17 protein-coding genes and 1 pseudogene are annotated in these 16290 nt (G+C 37.0%); 5 read left to right on the top strand and 13 right to left on the bottom strand.

Annotated elements, in window-relative coordinates:
- Nucleotides 1–117: 117 nt before the first annotated feature.
- From AWH49_RS15525 to AWH49_RS15510, 4 genes and pseudogenes are all read right to left on the bottom strand, one after another.
- On the bottom strand, nt 118–300 hold the full coding sequence (locus AWH49_RS15525; RefSeq protein WP_063966479.1) for a cation:proton antiporter regulatory subunit: 183 nt from the start codon (nt 298–300) through the stop codon (nt 118–120).
- Between the two features lie 86 nt (nt 301–386).
- A pseudogene (locus AWH49_RS15520) lies at nt 387–1060 on the bottom strand (IS6 family transposase).
- Nucleotides 1061–1156: 96 nt separating this feature from the next.
- Nucleotides 1157–1957 carry a M15 family metallopeptidase gene (locus tag AWH49_RS15515; protein ID WP_082862898.1) on the bottom strand — a complete coding sequence of 267 codons (801 nt, stop codon included), beginning with the start codon at nt 1955–1957 and terminating at the stop codon, nt 1157–1159.
- The gene (locus AWH49_RS15510; protein WP_063966478.1) at nt 1945–2616 is read right to left on the bottom strand and encodes a Fic family protein; all 672 of its coding nucleotides are present in this window, start codon (nt 2614–2616) and stop codon (nt 1945–1947) included. The genes AWH49_RS15515 and AWH49_RS15510 overlap by 13 nt, the downstream gene beginning before the upstream one ends.
- A 459-nt stretch (nt 2617–3075) precedes the next feature.
- Between AWH49_RS15510 and AWH49_RS15505 the strand changes: the two genes are divergently transcribed.
- Nucleotides 3076–3612 (top strand): redoxin domain-containing protein, encoded by a 537-nt coding sequence (locus AWH49_RS15505; RefSeq protein WP_063966477.1) that lies wholly within the window; start codon nt 3076–3078, stop codon nt 3610–3612.
- Between the two features lie 393 nt (nt 3613–4005).
- On the opposite strand, the gene AWH49_RS15500 is transcribed toward AWH49_RS15505, so the two are convergent.
- From AWH49_RS15500 to rpsN, 8 genes are all read right to left on the bottom strand, one after another.
- Nucleotides 4006–4941: a CobW family GTP-binding protein gene (locus AWH49_RS15500; protein WP_169816010.1), complete on the bottom strand. Its 936-nt coding sequence runs from the start codon at nt 4939–4941 to the stop codon at nt 4006–4008.
- Between the two features lie 128 nt (nt 4942–5069).
- Nucleotides 5070–5483, bottom strand: a complete 414-nt coding sequence (locus AWH49_RS15495; RefSeq protein ID WP_063966475.1) for a Fur family transcriptional regulator — start codon at nt 5481–5483, stop codon at nt 5070–5072.
- Nucleotides 5484–5641: 158 nt separating this feature from the next.
- Complete coding sequence (locus tag AWH49_RS15490) at nt 5642–6433, bottom strand: MBL fold metallo-hydrolase (protein ID WP_063966474.1); 792 nt, start codon at nt 6431–6433, stop codon at nt 5642–5644.
- A gap of 56 nt (nt 6434–6489) precedes the next feature.
- Nucleotides 6490–6930, bottom strand: a complete 441-nt coding sequence (gene sufU, locus AWH49_RS15485) for a Fe-S cluster assembly sulfur transfer protein SufU (protein ID WP_063966473.1) — start codon at nt 6928–6930, stop codon at nt 6490–6492.
- A gap of 124 nt (nt 6931–7054) precedes the next feature.
- Entirely contained in the window at nt 7055–8044 is a 990-nt protein-coding gene (locus tag AWH49_RS15480; RefSeq protein WP_094777186.1) for a CobW family GTP-binding protein, read from the bottom strand.
- Nucleotides 8045–8059: 15 nt separating this feature from the next.
- A complete protein-coding gene (locus tag AWH49_RS15475) occupies nt 8060–8452 on the bottom strand; it encodes a (2Fe-2S) ferredoxin domain-containing protein (RefSeq protein WP_063966472.1) in 393 nt (130 codons plus the stop codon).
- 461 nt (nt 8453–8913) lie between these two features.
- The gene (locus tag AWH49_RS15470) at nt 8914–9270 is read right to left on the bottom strand and encodes a hypothetical protein (RefSeq protein ID WP_063966471.1); all 357 of its coding nucleotides are present in this window, start codon (nt 9268–9270) and stop codon (nt 8914–8916) included.
- Between the two features lie 113 nt (nt 9271–9383).
- Complete coding sequence (gene rpsN, locus AWH49_RS15465; RefSeq protein ID WP_063966470.1) at nt 9384–9653, bottom strand: 30S ribosomal protein S14; 270 nt, start codon at nt 9651–9653, stop codon at nt 9384–9386.
- A 402-nt stretch (nt 9654–10055) separates the two neighbouring features.
- Here rpsN and folE2 point away from each other — a divergent pair, with 402 nt between their 5' ends.
- The 4 genes from folE2 to AWH49_RS15445 all read left to right on the top strand — a co-directional run bounded on the left by folE2 (nt 10056) and on the right by AWH49_RS15445 (nt 14843).
- Nucleotides 10056–10961 carry a GTP cyclohydrolase FolE2 gene (folE2, locus tag AWH49_RS15460; protein ID WP_082862897.1) on the top strand — a complete coding sequence of 302 codons (906 nt, stop codon included), beginning with the start codon at nt 10056–10058 and terminating at the stop codon, nt 10959–10961.
- Nucleotides 10962–11182: 221 nt separating this feature from the next.
- Nucleotides 11183–12358 carry an FAD-dependent oxidoreductase gene (locus tag AWH49_RS15455; RefSeq protein ID WP_063966468.1) on the top strand — a complete coding sequence of 392 codons (1176 nt, stop codon included), beginning with the start codon at nt 11183–11185 and terminating at the stop codon, nt 12356–12358.
- Between the two features lie 159 nt (nt 12359–12517).
- Nucleotides 12518–13699, top strand: coding sequence for a GTP-binding protein (locus tag AWH49_RS15450; RefSeq protein WP_063966467.1), 1182 nt, complete (start codon nt 12518–12520; stop codon nt 13697–13699).
- A gap of 85 nt (nt 13700–13784) precedes the next feature.
- Nucleotides 13785–14843: a metal ABC transporter solute-binding protein, Zn/Mn family gene (locus AWH49_RS15445; RefSeq protein WP_063966466.1), complete on the top strand. Its 1059-nt coding sequence runs from the start codon at nt 13785–13787 to the stop codon at nt 14841–14843.
- A 224-nt stretch (nt 14844–15067) separates the two neighbouring features.
- Here the strand turns inward: AWH49_RS15445 and AWH49_RS15440 are convergent.
- Nucleotides 15068–16218 (bottom strand): IS3 family transposase gene (locus AWH49_RS15440; protein ID WP_244886895.1). Its coding sequence is split into 2 segments (ribosomal slippage): nt 15068–15969 and nt 15969–16218, totalling 1152 coding nucleotides; the frame shifts between segments, so codons are not numbered across the junction.
- Nucleotides 16219–16290 lie beyond the last annotated feature (72 nt).

Genomic DNA, 16290 nt, shown 5'->3' with positions numbered 1-16290 from the left:
AAAAGGTGTTTTGATCCCTGTCTCAAAAACGGGGGTCAGTCCCTAAGGAGTTTCGGCTTTTTCTTTTTTGTAAACAGTCCAACTTTGTTTTAAATTTATATAAGGTGCAGCTAGCTGTCATTCTATATTTGAAAATCTGGCTAGACTTTCTCTGTCCCCAATTACCACTAATAGATCTTCTTTATGAATAATTTGAGCTGGAGATGGGGACACGATAATATCCGTGCCGTTTACAATAGCAATGACGCTGATATTATATTTAGAACGGATATCAATTTCCTGCAGGCTTTTTCCAGCCATTCCTCGAGGGGGTTACTATTTCTGGTTCTGGTGCAAATATGGTATTCATTAAAAAAAGACGTATGAAACCTTATCAGAATCGCTAGTTAAGCTGATAAACCAAACAATTGATGGATGAACGTTATTTGATTTTGGACAGAGTTATCCCTTAGAAGGAGTTGCTTCTTTTTCAGCATATGCATCGCTTCCACTCCATAAATAATCTGTTTAGCCGTTCGGAAGGACTTCAATCCTAACATAGAACGAACTCGCTTCTTGATAAAACGATGATCCTGTTCTACGATATTGTTTAACTATTTCTTTTGTCTAAGTTGCATGCCTATCGGCATGCTTTTTGTTTCTTGTAAGGCTTTGATGGCTAGAGGATAAGCAGGGTTTTTATCCACTGTTATGACACGAGGTTTCGAAACATGAAAAGACCGCAAAGCTTTCTTGAAAAAGCGTTTTACAGCCTTGTAGTCTCTTGTTTTGCTTAGGTGAAAATCGATGGTGTTTCCTTTCGAATCGACAGCACGATACAGGTACATCCATTGACCTTTTACTTTGACATACGTTTCATCGACTCGCCAAGAGTCATTTGTTTGCTTGAGATGACGTCGTACTCGTTCATCTAATTCCGGTCCATATTGATGAACCCAACGCATAATCGTTGTATGAGCCATCGATAAGCCTCGTTCTTCCATCATCTCTATCACCTTACTGTTAACAAAATAATGTCAGGCTGATAATGTTTCCACTTGAATAAATGTTGCTTTTTCATACTGATCACGCACCTTTTTTAAAGTGTAATAGTATCAGTATGTCCAAGATTTAAAGATGATTTGCAACTGTCCCTAAGTTTTTGCACCAGAACCTTTTATTTTGTTACAGGAATAGCTTTATCAAAGTATTCTTCTAAAGTAATACTTTTTTGTGCAATTTCCTTAGATATTTCTAAACCAACATAACGTATGTGCCATGGTTCATATATATATCCTGTAATGTCTTCTTTTCCTTTCGGGAAACGGATGATAAATCCGTATTCAGGAGCATGTTCTTCAAGCCATTTTGCTTCCTGTGTATTAGCAAAACCTTCTTCAATTGCAAATTCTCCACTAATACCCGATACGTCTATAGAAAGTCCAGTTTGATGTTCACTATGACCCGGATGTGCACTGTATTTATTAGCCTCGTCTAATCCATCCTTATTAACATAGTTTTCGAATAGTATTCTTTGTCTTTCTTCGGAACGGTAACCAGAAACTCCTGCCAAATAGATTCCATCCAGCTTAGCAGCATCAAACATTCTTTTCAAAGCTTCGGCGGCTTCTTTCCTCATTTTGCGTTTATCTATCATTTCACTAAAAGTAAATGGAATATCTGGGTAAACTAAATCACTTGGAATATAATTTTCCGGCAATCTGTATGTTTTATTAACAAGTACAGTTATATCTTTTGGGTTGGCAACAACTTCAATAGCTTTCGGATCATTGTCATTTTCTTTGTTCATTGTATTAGTGGTTTGATCGGTATTTTCGACTTTAGTAGTTTGATGTAAAGATGATGATGTTTCATTCTGAATCTCCTTTTTATCATTACTGCATCCAGAACTTAACACAAGAATACAAGACAAAATAAATATGATATTTGCTGTTGGATTTTTAATTAAATTGTGCATTTTTTCTTCTCCTTGTTTTGTAATTTCATACAGAAAATATTTAAATATTGTTCAATGCCATAATAATAGCAGTAAAACGTATCAAAAATGCGTATATTTTGTTTCTGACTATTAAATAAAATGTCCCTCGTTGTCACTAAACTTCTCTCTATTTCTTGTTGAACGAGCTTGATAAACGATTCATCATGCCCTTGATCTGCTTTACCTAATGCTGAATAATAGTCACTTCGTTCTTCTTGACGAATAATCGCTGGAGGATATCCTGCTTTCATTAAAATAAAGTTCATACACAACCGGCAAGTAATGACCTCTCCATCTGGCGTTAGCACATGATTATCCTGCTTTTTATATACACCAGGCTGAATGAACTGGCTGCCAGCCCATGCTTTTACACCTTCAAATAGTATCGCGTGAAATTCTTTAATAAGCCCTTCCGATAAATCACGATAACGAATTGCGTCTTGCAAGAAGTAAACAGCTTCTGAGTGGTTCATCACTTCAAGATATTCTCGTAGCGTAAGCGTATTTCCTTCTATCGCATTCGTATGGTATGCCCATTCTTCTCGGAACTTCTGTGCAATTGTCTTCATTAAGTTTGGAGATATAGGCCGTAACGCATTAATATCGTCTTTTAGTTTTGTCAATTCTTCAAGTATCATTGGATCTCCACCACCTTTTTTTCTATCATCATTTCCACCAAATCACGAAAGCTCAAGTTGTACCGTAGGTACCATCTTAGTGCTTTAGTATTGTTAATATCAAGATTTTTGTTCTTAAACAAGCAATTACAAAAAGCGAATCTATTAGTGAAATGGGCAACTATACAGTTTTTGTGGAGTTTAGCATCGTATTAGCCGAGTAAAACAAGAAAGACTACAATGTTAATTAAGAGGAAATATCTACAGCGTTAGCATCATAAAAAAGAAGAACTCTTAGACTGTCGACAGACTACTTTTTCAAATTTTTGATTAGACGTAGTTTGTCTTTTTTTCGTCCAGAATTTAATTTAGTCTCTTTTAGGTGCTACAGATTCTTTTTAAAGGGATAGGCGTCTTATTTCTACATAATCCCACGTATATATAAACATCGGTTTATTCCAACTTAGGGAGGAAGAAAAGATGAAATACTTTATACTCTTTTGGCTGGCGTTACTTATAGGGGTTGTTCTGTTTAACTTGTACAGTGACAAGGAAGTAGCCGAAAATAATAAAGCCGGGGCAGCAGCCGTCAATAGTGACAACTATAGTACTGAGGAGGGAGGGGGGACACCTGATTTCAAGGTTCAGACGATGGATGGAAAAGAAGTAAAACTATCTGACTATAAAGGAAAAAAAGTGTTTTTAAACTTTTGGACAACATGGTGTCCGCCTTGTAAAGAGGAAATGCCGAACATGCAGACTTTTTATCGTAAGAAACCAGCCAATGTAGAGATTCTTGCGGTGAATATCGAGGAAAGCAACGAAAGAGTAAATGAGTTTGCGAAAGAATATCAATTAACGTTCCCCATTTTATTGGACAAAGATGGTGACGTTTCAAAAACATATGATGTGTATACTATACCGACAACATTCGTGTTGAACGAGGAAGGTATTATTCATCAAAAAATTATCGGACCAATGGATGAAAATATGATGAATGGTTTGATTAAAGAGTAGTTGGCTATCTTAACTAATTAAGGGCAGGGGACTGCTGAATCACTGTATTCCCAGTACCTCCTGATACAATATCCACAGAAATTAGCTGCTATTTCATCAGCTCTTTTTTCTGCAAACCGATTAAATTTGGTACTTCCACAATATCGGGATTCGTCCATACTTTCTCTTTCTCAATTTGTTTATCTTACTGTTTCATATTAAGAAGTGGGAGGATATCTGATAACATTCGCCCGACGATCGGCGCGGCGAATGTGCCGCCAAATTGAACTGTCCCTTTTGGATTATCAATAGCTGTGTAAATGACAACCTGCGGATCGTTTGATGGAGCTGTTCCGATAATGGAAACAAGCCGAAGAAATTGATATGGTGCTCTTAGATGCTGTTTCCTTTCAATTAGCTACTTTTTATTTTTAACAACATTGTTTCAATTTCTTTATGATCAAGATTTTCACCGATAAAAACTAGCGTTTGGGGATAGCTATTATTAATTTTGCAACGCTCAAATATTGAGAAACCGTAAGAATAATTAAAAAGAAAAATACCGGGAGATTCTATAAGTTTAATAAAGCCTTTTGCTCTATACAATTGTCCTGAATATGTATTTAACCATTTCTCAAATTCAATACGGTGAATTGGACTGTTTAAAGGGAAGGCAAGAGTCTCTAAATGTAAATGAGCATGTTCATTTACATTTAGTTCTTTAGGGCGATTTTCTATTGTACTTACTGTACTTAATGATACTATATTCGGGTCAATTTCTGCATGAGTAGAAGGAATAATGTGTCCATTTGGATTAACCTGTCTTATACTGTTGATTAACGAATCAAGTTCTCCTTCCTCAATAGTATCTATTTTGTTTAAAATTATTATATTGGCATACTTTATTTGTTCCTTTAGGAGCTTTTTTAATCTAATACTCATTTTCCCATCTCGCCATTGTTTAGCATTTACTAAAGTAATAATGCCCTTTATTTCTAAATTATGAATTATTAATGGATGGGTACAAGCATCTACGACTTCGATTAAATGAGCCGCACCGGTTGACTCAATATATATGGCGTCAAGTTCATATTCTTCTATTAACGTTTTTAGCTGTAAACTCAATTCTCCTTGCAAATTACAGCAAATGCAACCGTTTAATAATTCTTTTAAAGGAACTTCATTTGAAATTACTTTAGAATCTATACTTACCTGGCCCATTTCATTCATAATAACCCCAATTTGTCTTCCTTGCTGCTTTTCAAAATCCAATAATTTTGCCAGTAATGTACTTTTACCACTTCCTAAAAAACCACTAAGAATAAAAATTTCAATTTTATTAGTTTTCAAGTAAATTCTGCTCCTTATAGTCATAAATTTTCTGCTAAATCTATTAATAAACGAAACCGTTATGATTTGAGTTTTTGATATTAAAGTATACTTAATGTTCAAAACTTCCGAAATGTTGACGTTAGCCCTTAAAGACAAGATGGACAAAGCCCATAAACTTCAAACTTATGGTTGTATATGAAGTAATCATCAAGGGATGTGTCCATTATTTCCATTGGACATAGGTTTAGGCCAGTCGTTATTCTACATTCTGTACAAATGAACTTGTATTCATGAGTATTAATTTCATTTTTTAAAAGGAATAGGTTCTCTCCATTATAAGAAGTAAGCTCTATAATACCGATGTCCTTAAACAAATATAGATTTCGATACACAGTATCGAGGCTAATATTACACATATCATTTTGAAGATGACTCATTACGGATTTGGCTGAGACAAACCTATTTTTTTGCCCTATAAAGTAAGATAAAATCTTTAATCGTTGAGGGGTGCGTTTGTAACCATTTTCTTTTAACTGATTTAGATATAATTCTAAATTCATGATATTCTTCTCCTTTCAATTATCATGGATTTTAATGGGAATAAAAAACGTTCTATTAAAGTCTATTAGATTATCATGTTTTAAATAGAGATTTAATAGCACATACTCATTAACCAATCATAACAAGCTAATTTCCGTGTAGAATTAACTTGTTATGATTAGTTCTCATCTATAGGAAGCCACTTCCATATAAAATCTTCCTTTGCTATATGTCCTAATCCTGGAAATGGATAATGACATACAAATAATAGTGCTGATTTATCTGGTGCATCTTGTAAGAACCTTTTTCGGGTTTCTAGGCCTTGTTTCGGTGACATCTCCGCACGAATATGTGAAGGCAAATGCTGCAAAGTTATTGGATCATTCAATATATCTGAGGCTACTAATAAATATTTCTCTTCCGAACTTATTGAAAGGGAGAGGTGACCTACTGTATGGCCAGGTGTATGAACGAGATGGATACCTGGAACAATCTCTGTATCTGATGTGATTAAGATCATGTGATCCTTTAAAGGCATCAATTTTTTATATTCCATTGAATTCGGATTGCTTACCCATGAATCCCATTCATCTTTTCGCATGACATATTCCGCATTTGGGAAAGTCGGAATGCCCTTATTCGAAAGGCCGCCAATATGGTCCATATGTCCATGTGTAATAATGACAGTATGGATATCCTCTGGATATATCCCTTGGGTTTCTAAATGGTTAAGCAGTTTGCCTGCTGTTGGTAGATAAGGTTCTCCAAATCCGGCGTCCACTAAGATATACTTATCTCCTGTATCTATAAGCAAAAAATTAAGTGGGGCATCAAAATTGGATGGAATCCGATGAATAATATCTTCTGGAGTATCTGCAAAAAAGAAGTCTTTGGAAACAGGGAAGACACCATCCATTATGGACATTAGCCGGAATGTTCCTAATTGAAAAGAATGTATTTCAGAAGCCATAAATCCTCCTTTTAAAACTACCAATTACTTATAAAAAGTTCATGGTACTGAAAAATTTAAAGAATAGTGTATTCTTTCTCGTCTTTTAAAACTTTATCTAATGCTTGCCAAGTCATTAATGCACAATTAGGTCTTGCTTTTAACTTGTGGACTCCTTGTAACGATAAACTATCCCCTAAGTCTAGCTTATCTGTTACCTTTCCTTGGCGAATTAAATCCTCAAAAGCTTTTCTAAGGGATGCAATCTCTTGTAGTGACTTGTTTTCGATAAGTTCTGTCATCATAGATGCAGACGCCATACTAATGCTGCAACCTTCACCAAGGAAGGCTGCTTTCTTAACTCGGTCTTGTTCAAGCTCTAGAAATAAAGTCATGATATCGCCGCAAGTAGGATTTTTATAATGTACTTTTCGTACATTTTCTCCTTTTAATTCTTCAAAATTTCTCTTTTGTCTATAATGATCCATGATAACTTGTCGATACAGGTTATCAAGCATAGTAATGAATGTCCCCTTTCACGGAAATTGTATAGTTCAACTAAAGTACCTCATAATAAGTATTAAATATGAATCTCTAATTAGCTTCCTTCTCTTGTCCATTGAAAACTTGCGTAAACAATAGTTAGTTTGCTATGCAATTTTTAAATTGTTGCTCTAACTCTTCTTTATTTAAGTCCTTCCCAATAAAAACAAGTTCACTTAGTCTTGTTTCGTTTTTTTGCCACTTCCGATCCGGATTTCCTGAAAACAACATATGAAGCCCTTGGAATACGATTCGCTGTTCCATCCCTTTAATATGAAGAATCCCTTTATAACGTAATAAATCTTCCCCTTTTTCCTGGACAAGGTAACTCATCCAATGATCTACCTTGTCTAAGTCAAGAGGTTTCTCTTCACGAAAAGCTATAGAGGACACCTTATCATCATGATGGTGATGGTGATGATCTTCTAAAAAATGAGGGTCAATTTCAAGCTTGCGATTCACATCAAACGTATTAATTCCTAAAATATCTCTTAAACTTATATTGCAATTTTGAGCATGTATTCTGTTAGCTGTGGGATTCATATTGATAATTCTTTGTTCTAACGTCCTCAGATCGCTATCGGATACTAAATCTGTTTTATTAAGGATGATCACATCAGCGAAAGCAATTTGCTCTTGAGCTTCATCATGACCATCGAGATGCCTAGTGACATGCTTGCTGTCTACTACAGTGATAATACTGTCTACTTCAAATTTTTCTGAAAGTAACTCATCCATAAAAAAGCTCTGGGCAACAGGTGCTGGATCAGCTAGACCCGTTGTTTCAATCAAAACTCGATCAAATTTCACTTTACCTTGCTCCATTGAAAACACAAGCGTTCGCAGAATGCGAATTAAATCCCCTCGAACCGTACAACAGATGCAGCCATTGTTCATTTCCAAGATTTCCTCATCAGCATCAACCACCAGCTGATTATCTATCCCAACTTCTCCATACTCATTAACAATAACGGCGACCTTTTGATTGTGCTTTTCTGTGAGGATGCGGTTTAAAAGTGTGGTTTTCCCAGCGCCTAAATATCCAGTCAGAATGGTGACAGGGATTTTGTTTGGTTTGATTAATGTCATTGTATTCATCTCCATTTACAATATTTTTGATACTTTGCTTACTTTTTCTTTGTCTTTAGAAACCCCAGTAACAACTCCAGGTGAACGTTCGAAACCTTGGCCAACAAACGAATGGCTTGCTTTCTCTTTATAATCTTCATTGGCAAGGAGCGAATTAAGAAAGAGGGGAGCATCCTCAGGTTGTAAATCCTTATACCAGGTGCCCTTTGGATAGTTGATGACAACACACTTATCATGGCATCTTCCATTACACCATGTACGCGTTGTGTGGATGGTGTCGTCCATCTCTCGCTCTGATATTTCTTTCCGAATGGCTTGCGTTAGTTCTTCCGCTCCGGCTTCATTGCAGCTGCTTCCGTTACAAATAAGAACATGATGCTTCGTATTACTTAAATACCATGTTGTCATATGTGTTTCTCTCCAAATAAATAAGAATTATTACGATTTAATGGCGATAATTGATTCACTTTAGACCTCTCAAACGATTGAAATTCCCTTTTATTACTATAGTACTGAGCAATCAATCTTTAGCAGAGGTAAAATCCCGATAGATGAATGTTTACCAACTGATTACTGGAAGTTGACCTTTATACGCTAACTCTCGAAAGACAAATTTAAACATCTTAGACTTTCTTAAATTTTTTAGATCTTTCTGTAACCTTACTACGACTCTGCAAGCAGGTAGGGGATAAACCTCTCAATAATTTTCTCAATATTCCAGATTAGCATTTCTCTTTTAGTTCCTTTTGCTCCTTCGCCTATAATTATCAAGAGGTTCATCCTGTCTGTCTTCGTAGTAAAAGGGCATCAAACCGCTTATATCTAATCCTCTGACTAAAAACAAAACAAGTCGAATCATTATAACAACACTAAATTACAAAAAGATAAAGCGATGTTTTCTGACTGTTTCTTCCTCTTTTTTTCGCTATAATCTTGGTGCAGTCAATCCACTTTGCTTTTTTTATTTTCAGCTGAAGCTTTTCATCAATTTCTTTTTCGATTTCTTTCATCAGCTTGATGGTTTCTCCATGTGACCGGTTAAAATGTTTAGCTGCCTGCTCATGCGGGGCGTGCTTCACAAGCAATGACAAAAAGTGATCCGATGTTTCTGCTTGTTGAGCCAGTTCATCTTCTAAATGGACGATAAACTGATAAAGCTGCCGCCGTTCTACGGATAAAGAAGCCACAATTTCTCTTGTCAATATTTCTAATAAATGTTCGTTCATTTCTTATCCCTCCGAATAAATCTCTAAAGAAACTAGCTTATAGTGACAGGATCTCATGGTCACTATAAGCACATTCCCCGCGTTTCATGTCTTTTTATAGACCTATTCAGCCATTACCAGCTAGATTTTTTCACACCTGGAAGTTGTCCTTTATGGGCAAATTCCCTAAAAGCAATACGGGACATTTTAAATTTACGCAAGTAGCCACGTGGTCTGCCGGTTACCTCGCAGCGGTTTTTAAGACGAGTAGGGGAAGAATCCCTCGGAAGTTTTTTAAGCGCTTCATAATCTCCTTTTTCTTTTAGTTCCTTTCTCAGATCGGCATATTTCGCCACAAGCTCTTGCCGTTTTTTTTCTTTTACTACTTTTGATTTTTTAGCCAATCGTATTCGCTCCTTTTAATAATCGTAATCATTACGTTTTGTGAGTTATTAAACCATACTTTTTTTCTTTTGACAATAAAAAGTATGAAAGGAGGCTTCCTTTATTAAAAACCGGCTTCTAGCAGATTTTATCGAAAGAGAGAGTTTCACAAAGAATGAATAGTCTCATCAAATACAACTGTTTCGTTCATTCCTGTGAGTGAAATTCTCGGGTGAATCATGTTTTGGATCTTTGTTATTGAGAACAGACGTTATGTTAATTATGCTTAAATTTCATAAAGTCTTTTCGACTCAAATAAAACAAACTTTATGGGTTAGCCGATTTTAAAATTCAAAAAACTCTTGCAAATAGGAATAATTACGTTTTATTATTAGTAAATGAATTTAAAAGGAGTATACTACATGGAAAATTTCAAAATTCCCCCAAAAAATGAAAGATTAAAGCTGTTCGGTTCCATAGAACCTGGAATAAAAACAAAGCCAAGTGAAAAAGAAAAGATGCCTGATTTACAAAATGTAAGAGAGGATTTCTTGTTTGAAATTGATGCTGTTGGTATTACAAACGTTAAAATGCCCGTTTCCATTACTTCAGCGTTAAATCCACTAACACAAACGACAATCGCTTCTTTTACCCTGACGTCTACGATTCCGCGTGATGTAAAGGGAACAAATATGAGCCGTTTTACTGAACAATTGGAGCTATATCGCAGACAAGGTTTCACTTTAGACTTTTCACAACTTTCCGATTTTGTAAAAGAATTAGCAGAGCGTTTAGGCCAAAGAGATGCAAGTCTTGAAGTAAAGTTCCCTTGGTTTTACGAACAGACAGCACCAGCCTCTTCTCTAGCGGGTTTGAACCATGCGGACGCCAAAATGTCGGTATCTTATCAGCATGGAAAGATAGCAGAAAGAATGGTTGAATTAACCTGTGCTGTAACGACTTTATGCCCTTGTTCCAAAGAAATTAGTGAATACAGTGCGCATAACCAACGGGGTTATATTAAAATGACGGCATTGTTACTGGATGAGTATAAAGAATCTATTGATTGGAAGGCTGTGCTTTTAGATGCTGCTCAGTCAAATGCCAGCGCCTTGATTTATCCAATTTTAAAACGGCCCGATGAAAAAATAGTGACTGAAAAAGCATATGAAAATCCTCGCTTTGTCGAAGATATGGTCCGTCTTGTGGCTGCTGATTTATACGAAATACCATTTATTCAATCTTTTACAGTAGAATGCCGCAATGAAGAATCCATTCATCTACATGATGCTTATGCCTCTGTAACGTTCAACAAAAGGCATAAATAAGCTTTTACATATTTAAAGATTGCAGGTGGAAAGGAAAATTGAGAGAGAATGAAATCAGTAACAGAATCTTATTGAAATACATTTCACCATTAATGATTCATTATTTATTTGCAGTGCTATCATTCAACAATTGATGTCCTTGGTCATTTTCGGAAAAAATGAGCATTTTCTTGCATTTTTGTAAATAAGAATAATTACGATTTAAAAAGGAGATTGGGCCTATGTATAAATGGATCATTGTTGGCGGAGGCATCCAAGGGATCACCATGGCTTCATTCTTGCGGAAACAGCAAAAAGCCTCTATTGACGAGGTTGCTATTGTTGATCCTCACGCAGAACCATTAGAAAACTGGAAACGGTGCACAAATCTTATTTCCATGCCTTATTTACGTTCGCCGGTCGTTCATCATCTTGACGTTCATCCGCTTAGTTTGCAAGCCTTTGTGAAAAACAATGCAACGGATGAATCTGCTGCTTTTTACGGAAGGTTCAAGCGTCCGGCTCTCTCCATGTTTAATGAGCATTGTGATCACCTGGTTGACGATTTACAGTTAAAAAAAGGATGGGTGCAAGGACGCGTTCGAACTGCCGAGCGAATTGAAAACAAATGGCATGTCGAACTGCAAGATGGAAAAGAGCTAATAGGGGAGAATCTGGTACTGGCTATTGGCATTAGCGAACAGCCAACTTGGCCCGACTGGGCAAAGTTATTAAAGAAAGAAGCACATGCTTCTGTACACCATATTTTTGAGGCTAATCTTCCAAAACTTGAAGAGATGGCACGTCCTTTTACGATTATCGGCGGCGGGATCACTTCCGTTCATTTAGCTTTAAAATTAACTGCTATGTTTCCAGGCGAAGTTACACTGCTAAAGCGGCACCCGTTTCGTCTGCATGATTTTGATAGCGATCCGGCTTGGCTTGGTCCTAAAAATCAGCTTTCTTTCGGCAAAATTGCCTGCTATCAAACACGCCGGGAGCAAATTAAACAAGTCCGCCACAAAGGGTCCTTGCCTCGTGACTTGTATATAAAACTACGGCGCAGTGTTCGGCAAGATGAGCTGCTGATAATGGATGGACAGGTTCAACAGGCTTTAGTAAAAAACGGTAGGCTTCAGCTAGAGGATGAGCAAGGCCGTCTGATTCACCAAACAGGCACGGTTTTATTAGCAACAGGCTTTCGGCCAGCTTTGCCAGGGAAACAGTGGCTGACGCCAATCGTTGAAAAACATGAGCTTCCATGCGCAGAATGCGGATATCCTATCGTTTCAAAATCACTGCAATGGGGACCAGGTCTATACGTAACCGGAGCTTTAGCAGAGCTTGAAATGGGACCGATCGCTCGTAATATTTCTGGAGCCCGTCAAGCAGCAGAACGGATTGTTAGCAGTTTATAACCAATTACTAATTCATTGCCTATATAGTTGGAATGAATGGATTTCTCCAAAGGCTGTCCATTTTCAATATGAAACGGGATAACATCTCGATAGTAAGAAAAAGAGCAATTTTATCATCAATAAATCGTAATAATTATGATTTGGAAAGAGGTTTAGTTTATGAAAAAAGTACCCGTAACAGTATTAAGTGGTTATTTAGGTTCTGGAAAGACCACCTTATTAAATCGCATTCTACAAAATCGTGAAGGATTAAAAATCGCCGTCATTGTCAATGACATGAGTGAGGTGAACATTGACGCGGCTTTACTTAAGCAAGGTGGGTTTACACGAACAGAAGAAAAGCTGATAGAAATGCAAAATGGGTGTATTTGCTGTACGCTGCGTGATGATTTGATGAAAGAAGTGGAGAAATTAGTGGACGAAGGCGATATTGACTACATTGTCATTGAATCATCAGGTATTAGTGAGCCAGTACCGGTTGCGCAAACTTTTACGTATATCGATGAAGAGTTAGGAATTGATTTGACCAAGAAAACCCGCCTCGATACTCTTGTGACCGTTGTGGACGGAAATCGTTTCTGGCAGGATTTTTCATCCGGTGAAAATTTAGTAGATCGAAAACAAGGAACAGATGAACAGGATACACGTGAAGTGGTGGATTTATTAATTGACCAAATTGAATTTGCCAATGTGATTATTTTGAACAAAGTTGATTTATTGGATGATGAAAGTGCCCAAGAATTAGAAGCCGTGTTACAAAAGTTAAATCCAGAAGCCAAAGTATTGAAAACAACATTTAGTGATGTAGGGCTGTCAAACATTATCAATACCAAACTATTTGATTTCGAAAAAATGAGTCAAGCAGCTGGCTGGATTAAAGAATTAAATGAAGAACACACACCGGAAACGGAAAGTTTGGGCATTTCCTCGTTCGTCTATCGTCGCCGCCGTCCTTTCCATCCAGAACGTTTCATGAGTTGGCTTGAAAATTGGCCGGTGGATGTCATCCGTGCAAAAGGCTTTTTCTGGCTGGCAAGCCGGAATGACATGACAGGTCTACTGTCTCAGGCAGGCACGTCCATTATGATTCAAGGGGCTGGTGAATGGATCGCCGCCTATCCTGAAGCTGAAAAACAAGCCATCTTACAAGAAGAGCCAGAATTACTTCAAAAATGGGATGAAACATTCGGAGACCGTATGATAGAGCTTGTATTTATTGGCTTAGACATGGATCAAGCTGAAATTGAGGCATCCCTTGAGTCTTGTTTACTTTCAGATGATGAAATGACGATGGACTGGACTACATTTTCTGATCCAATTCCAGCTTTCACCATCGCCTAACTACGAGCTAGGAAGACATGTTGAAGTATTTAAAGCATAATCATGACGGTCAAAATCATGCTTTTTATAGAAAGAGGAGAATAAAATGAAAAAATCAGCCCTATTTTTCACTGCTGTACTAGTAACAGCCTTGTTTTTATCAGGATGCGGCAGTACTAAAACAACAGAAAATACGAATAATCAAGTAGAAAAAGATCAACTCACCATTTATACAACGATTTTCCCTTTGGAAGACTTTGTAAAAAAAATTGGCGGTGACTCTGTCAAAGTAGAAAGTATTTATCCTCCTAACATCGATGCTCACACATTTGAGCCGTCACAAAAAACAATGGTTAATATCGCTAAATCAGACGGTTTTATCTACACCGGTGCTGGTCTGGAAGGGTTTGTTGATAATGCCATAGAAGCTTTGAAAAATGAAAACGTAAAATTAATTGAAGCAGCAGATGGGGTCACGTTTATTAAAGGCAGCAATGAACATGAAGACGAAGAAGGCCATGAAGATGAACATGTTGATAGTGAACATCCGGACGAACACGCCAGCGAAGAAAATCATGAAGATGAGCATGCTAACGAGGATGTTCATAATCATACAGCAGGTGAAGAAAACCACAATCATGGCGATCTAGATCCGCATATTTGGTTAGACCCAATCCGTGCCATTACAATGGCTGAAAATATTAAAAATGCATTAGTTGAGTTAAAACCAGAACAAAAAGAAGCGTTTGAGGGGAATTTTGAAGAATTAAAAAGCGAATTAGAACAACTTGATAAAGAATTCAATAACACCATTCAAAACGGAAAAACAAAGGAAATCATTGTATCACATGCGGCATACGGATATTGGAATGACCGCTATGGTTTAAAACAAATAAGCATTGCGGGTCTTTCTCCAACCGAAGAGCCCTCACAAAAGGAGCTACAAACTATTATTAAAGATGCCCGTGCAAAGAATGTAAAGTATGTTATTTTTGAGCAAAATGTTGCGTCTAAAATAACTAATGTTGTAAAAAATGAGATTAAAGCTGAGCCATTAACTCTGCATAATTTAGAGTCTATCACAAATCAAGAGGTTAAAAATCAGGAAGACTACGTAAGTTTAATGAAACAGAATATAGAAACGTTGAAAAAAGCATTAAATTAATTTAATTTATAAGGCCGTTGAATGAATCTTAACGGCCTTTAATTATTGAATTTAGAAGTAAGGATAACAAGGTGGCAGAAAATACAAAAAACTTTATGGGTATTTTTCAATACTTGGTTAGATTTGAATCAATAATTTAGACACAAAAAAGTTCAGTCCAAAGCTATTTTACTAAGTTAACCCTTGGATTTGAGTCAATAATTTGGACACAAAAAAGTTAAGTCTTAAGCCGGTCTTCTAATTTGATCCTCAATGGCTTGAGGTGTCTGATAGCCGATACTGCTATGAATTCTGTTTCGGTTATACCAGCCTTCTATAAACTGGAACATGGCCAGCTTTGCAGCTGGATAGTCTGCGTATTGTGTATGATAAACTTCTTCTTTCTTTAGTATGGCGTGAAACGATTCTATACAGGCATTGTCATAAGGACAGCCTTTCTGGCTGAAAGACTGCTTGATTCCATGTTTTTGGACATGTTGAGTAAACTCACTGCTGGTATATTGTGAGCCAAGATCGGTATGAAGAATTAAGCCCTTTCGGGGCTTTTGAGAAAAACAGGCATTTTGAAGTGCTTCGATCACCAATTCCGATGTCATAGAACGAGAAAAAGAATAGCCAACGATTTTTTTCGAGTGCAGATCCAATACAGAGGCCAGATAGCACCAGCTGTCTCTTATCGTAGGAATATACGTAATATCCGCCACCCACTTCTCATTGATTGTACAAGTAGAGAAGTCTCGCTTTAAAAGATTGTCCAGCTGCACAACCTTTTCCTTTGAGGGACAGGGACGGTATTTCTTCTTTGTAATCGAACGGATTCCTGCCTTTTTCATTAAGCGCTGGACACGCTTCAGGCTTAGAAAAAAACCGCTGTTTAATAAGGTTTTATGAATTTTCGGAGCGCCATAACGCGCCTTGCTTTCCAGGTGAATCCGTTGGATTTCCTCCGTGAGTTCCTGATTTTCCAGTTCACGCTTTGACGTCGCTTTTTCAAGGGAATCATAGTAGCTGCTTCTTGGCACGGCCAGTACTTCGCACATTTTCTGGACAGGGTATTGATCTTTATGTTCCTCGATAAAATCGTTGAGCTCTGCTTCGGTTACTTTTTCGCGAATATGGCCATAGCCTTTTTTAAGATTTCTACTTCCTGTTTTAACCGAAGGTTTTCTTTCTGAATCTCGGCTAACTCTTTTGGTGTCAGCGCCTCTTTCTCTGAACCAATAGGAGTAAAGTCTTTCACCCATTTATAAATCGTTACGTCTGATACGCCATATTCGCTGCTTAATTCTTTAACTGGGCTGCCGGAATGATAGAGGTCCACAATCGTTTTCTTAAAGTCATCGTTATATTTTTTGCCTGAAGGTTTACGTTCCAATTCGGACACATCCTCTCAAAAATAATTGTAAGGACTTAATTAAACTGTGTCCATGAAACTATACTAACTCCA

The organism is Domibacillus aminovorans, assembly GCF_001643235.1.
In the GTDB taxonomy this organism is placed as follows: domain Bacteria; phylum Bacillota; class Bacilli; order Bacillales; family Domibacillaceae; genus Domibacillus; species Domibacillus aminovorans.
Note: the sequence above shows the minus strand (reverse complement) of the source record. Positions and strands in the feature narration are given on the sequence as shown.

Coding starts and splice junctions, on each gene's coding strand:
- AWH49_RS15450 (WP_063966467.1), top strand. CDS start 12,518: ATGAAAAAAGTACCCGTAACAGTATTAAGTGGTTATTTAGGTTCTGGA.
- AWH49_RS15495 (WP_063966475.1), bottom strand. CDS start 5,483: ATGAATTTAGAATTATATCTAAATCAGTTAAAAGAAAATGGTTACAAA.
- AWH49_RS15445 (WP_063966466.1), top strand. CDS start 13,785: ATGAAAAAATCAGCCCTATTTTTCACTGCTGTACTAGTAACAGCCTTG.
- AWH49_RS15480 (WP_094777186.1), bottom strand. CDS start 8,044: ATGACATTAATCAAACCAAACAAAATCCCTGTCACCATTCTGACTGGA.
- AWH49_RS15505 (WP_063966477.1), top strand. CDS start 3,076: ATGAAATACTTTATACTCTTTTGGCTGGCGTTACTTATAGGGGTTGTT.
- AWH49_RS15515 (WP_082862898.1), bottom strand. CDS start 1,957: ATGCACAATTTAATTAAAAATCCAACAGCAAATATCATATTTATTTTG.
- AWH49_RS15455 (WP_063966468.1), top strand. CDS start 11,183: ATGTATAAATGGATCATTGTTGGCGGAGGCATCCAAGGGATCACCATG.
- AWH49_RS15510 (WP_063966478.1), bottom strand. CDS start 2,616: ATGATACTTGAAGAATTGACAAAACTAAAAGACGATATTAATGCGTTA.
- AWH49_RS15525 (WP_063966479.1), bottom strand. CDS start 300: ATGGCTGGAAAAAGCCTGCAGGAAATTGATATCCGTTCTAAATATAAT.
- AWH49_RS15470 (WP_063966471.1), bottom strand. CDS start 9,270: ATGAACGAACATTTATTAGAAATATTGACAAGAGAAATTGTGGCTTCT.
- AWH49_RS15475 (WP_063966472.1), bottom strand. CDS start 8,452: ATGACAACATGGTATTTAAGTAATACGAAGCATCATGTTCTTATTTGT.
- sufU (WP_063966473.1), bottom strand. CDS start 6,930: ATGCTTGATAACCTGTATCGACAAGTTATCATGGATCATTATAGACAA.
- folE2 (WP_082862897.1), top strand. CDS start 10,056: ATGGAAAATTTCAAAATTCCCCCAAAAAATGAAAGATTAAAGCTGTTC.
- AWH49_RS15490 (WP_063966474.1), bottom strand. CDS start 6,433: ATGGCTTCTGAAATACATTCTTTTCAATTAGGAACATTCCGGCTAATG.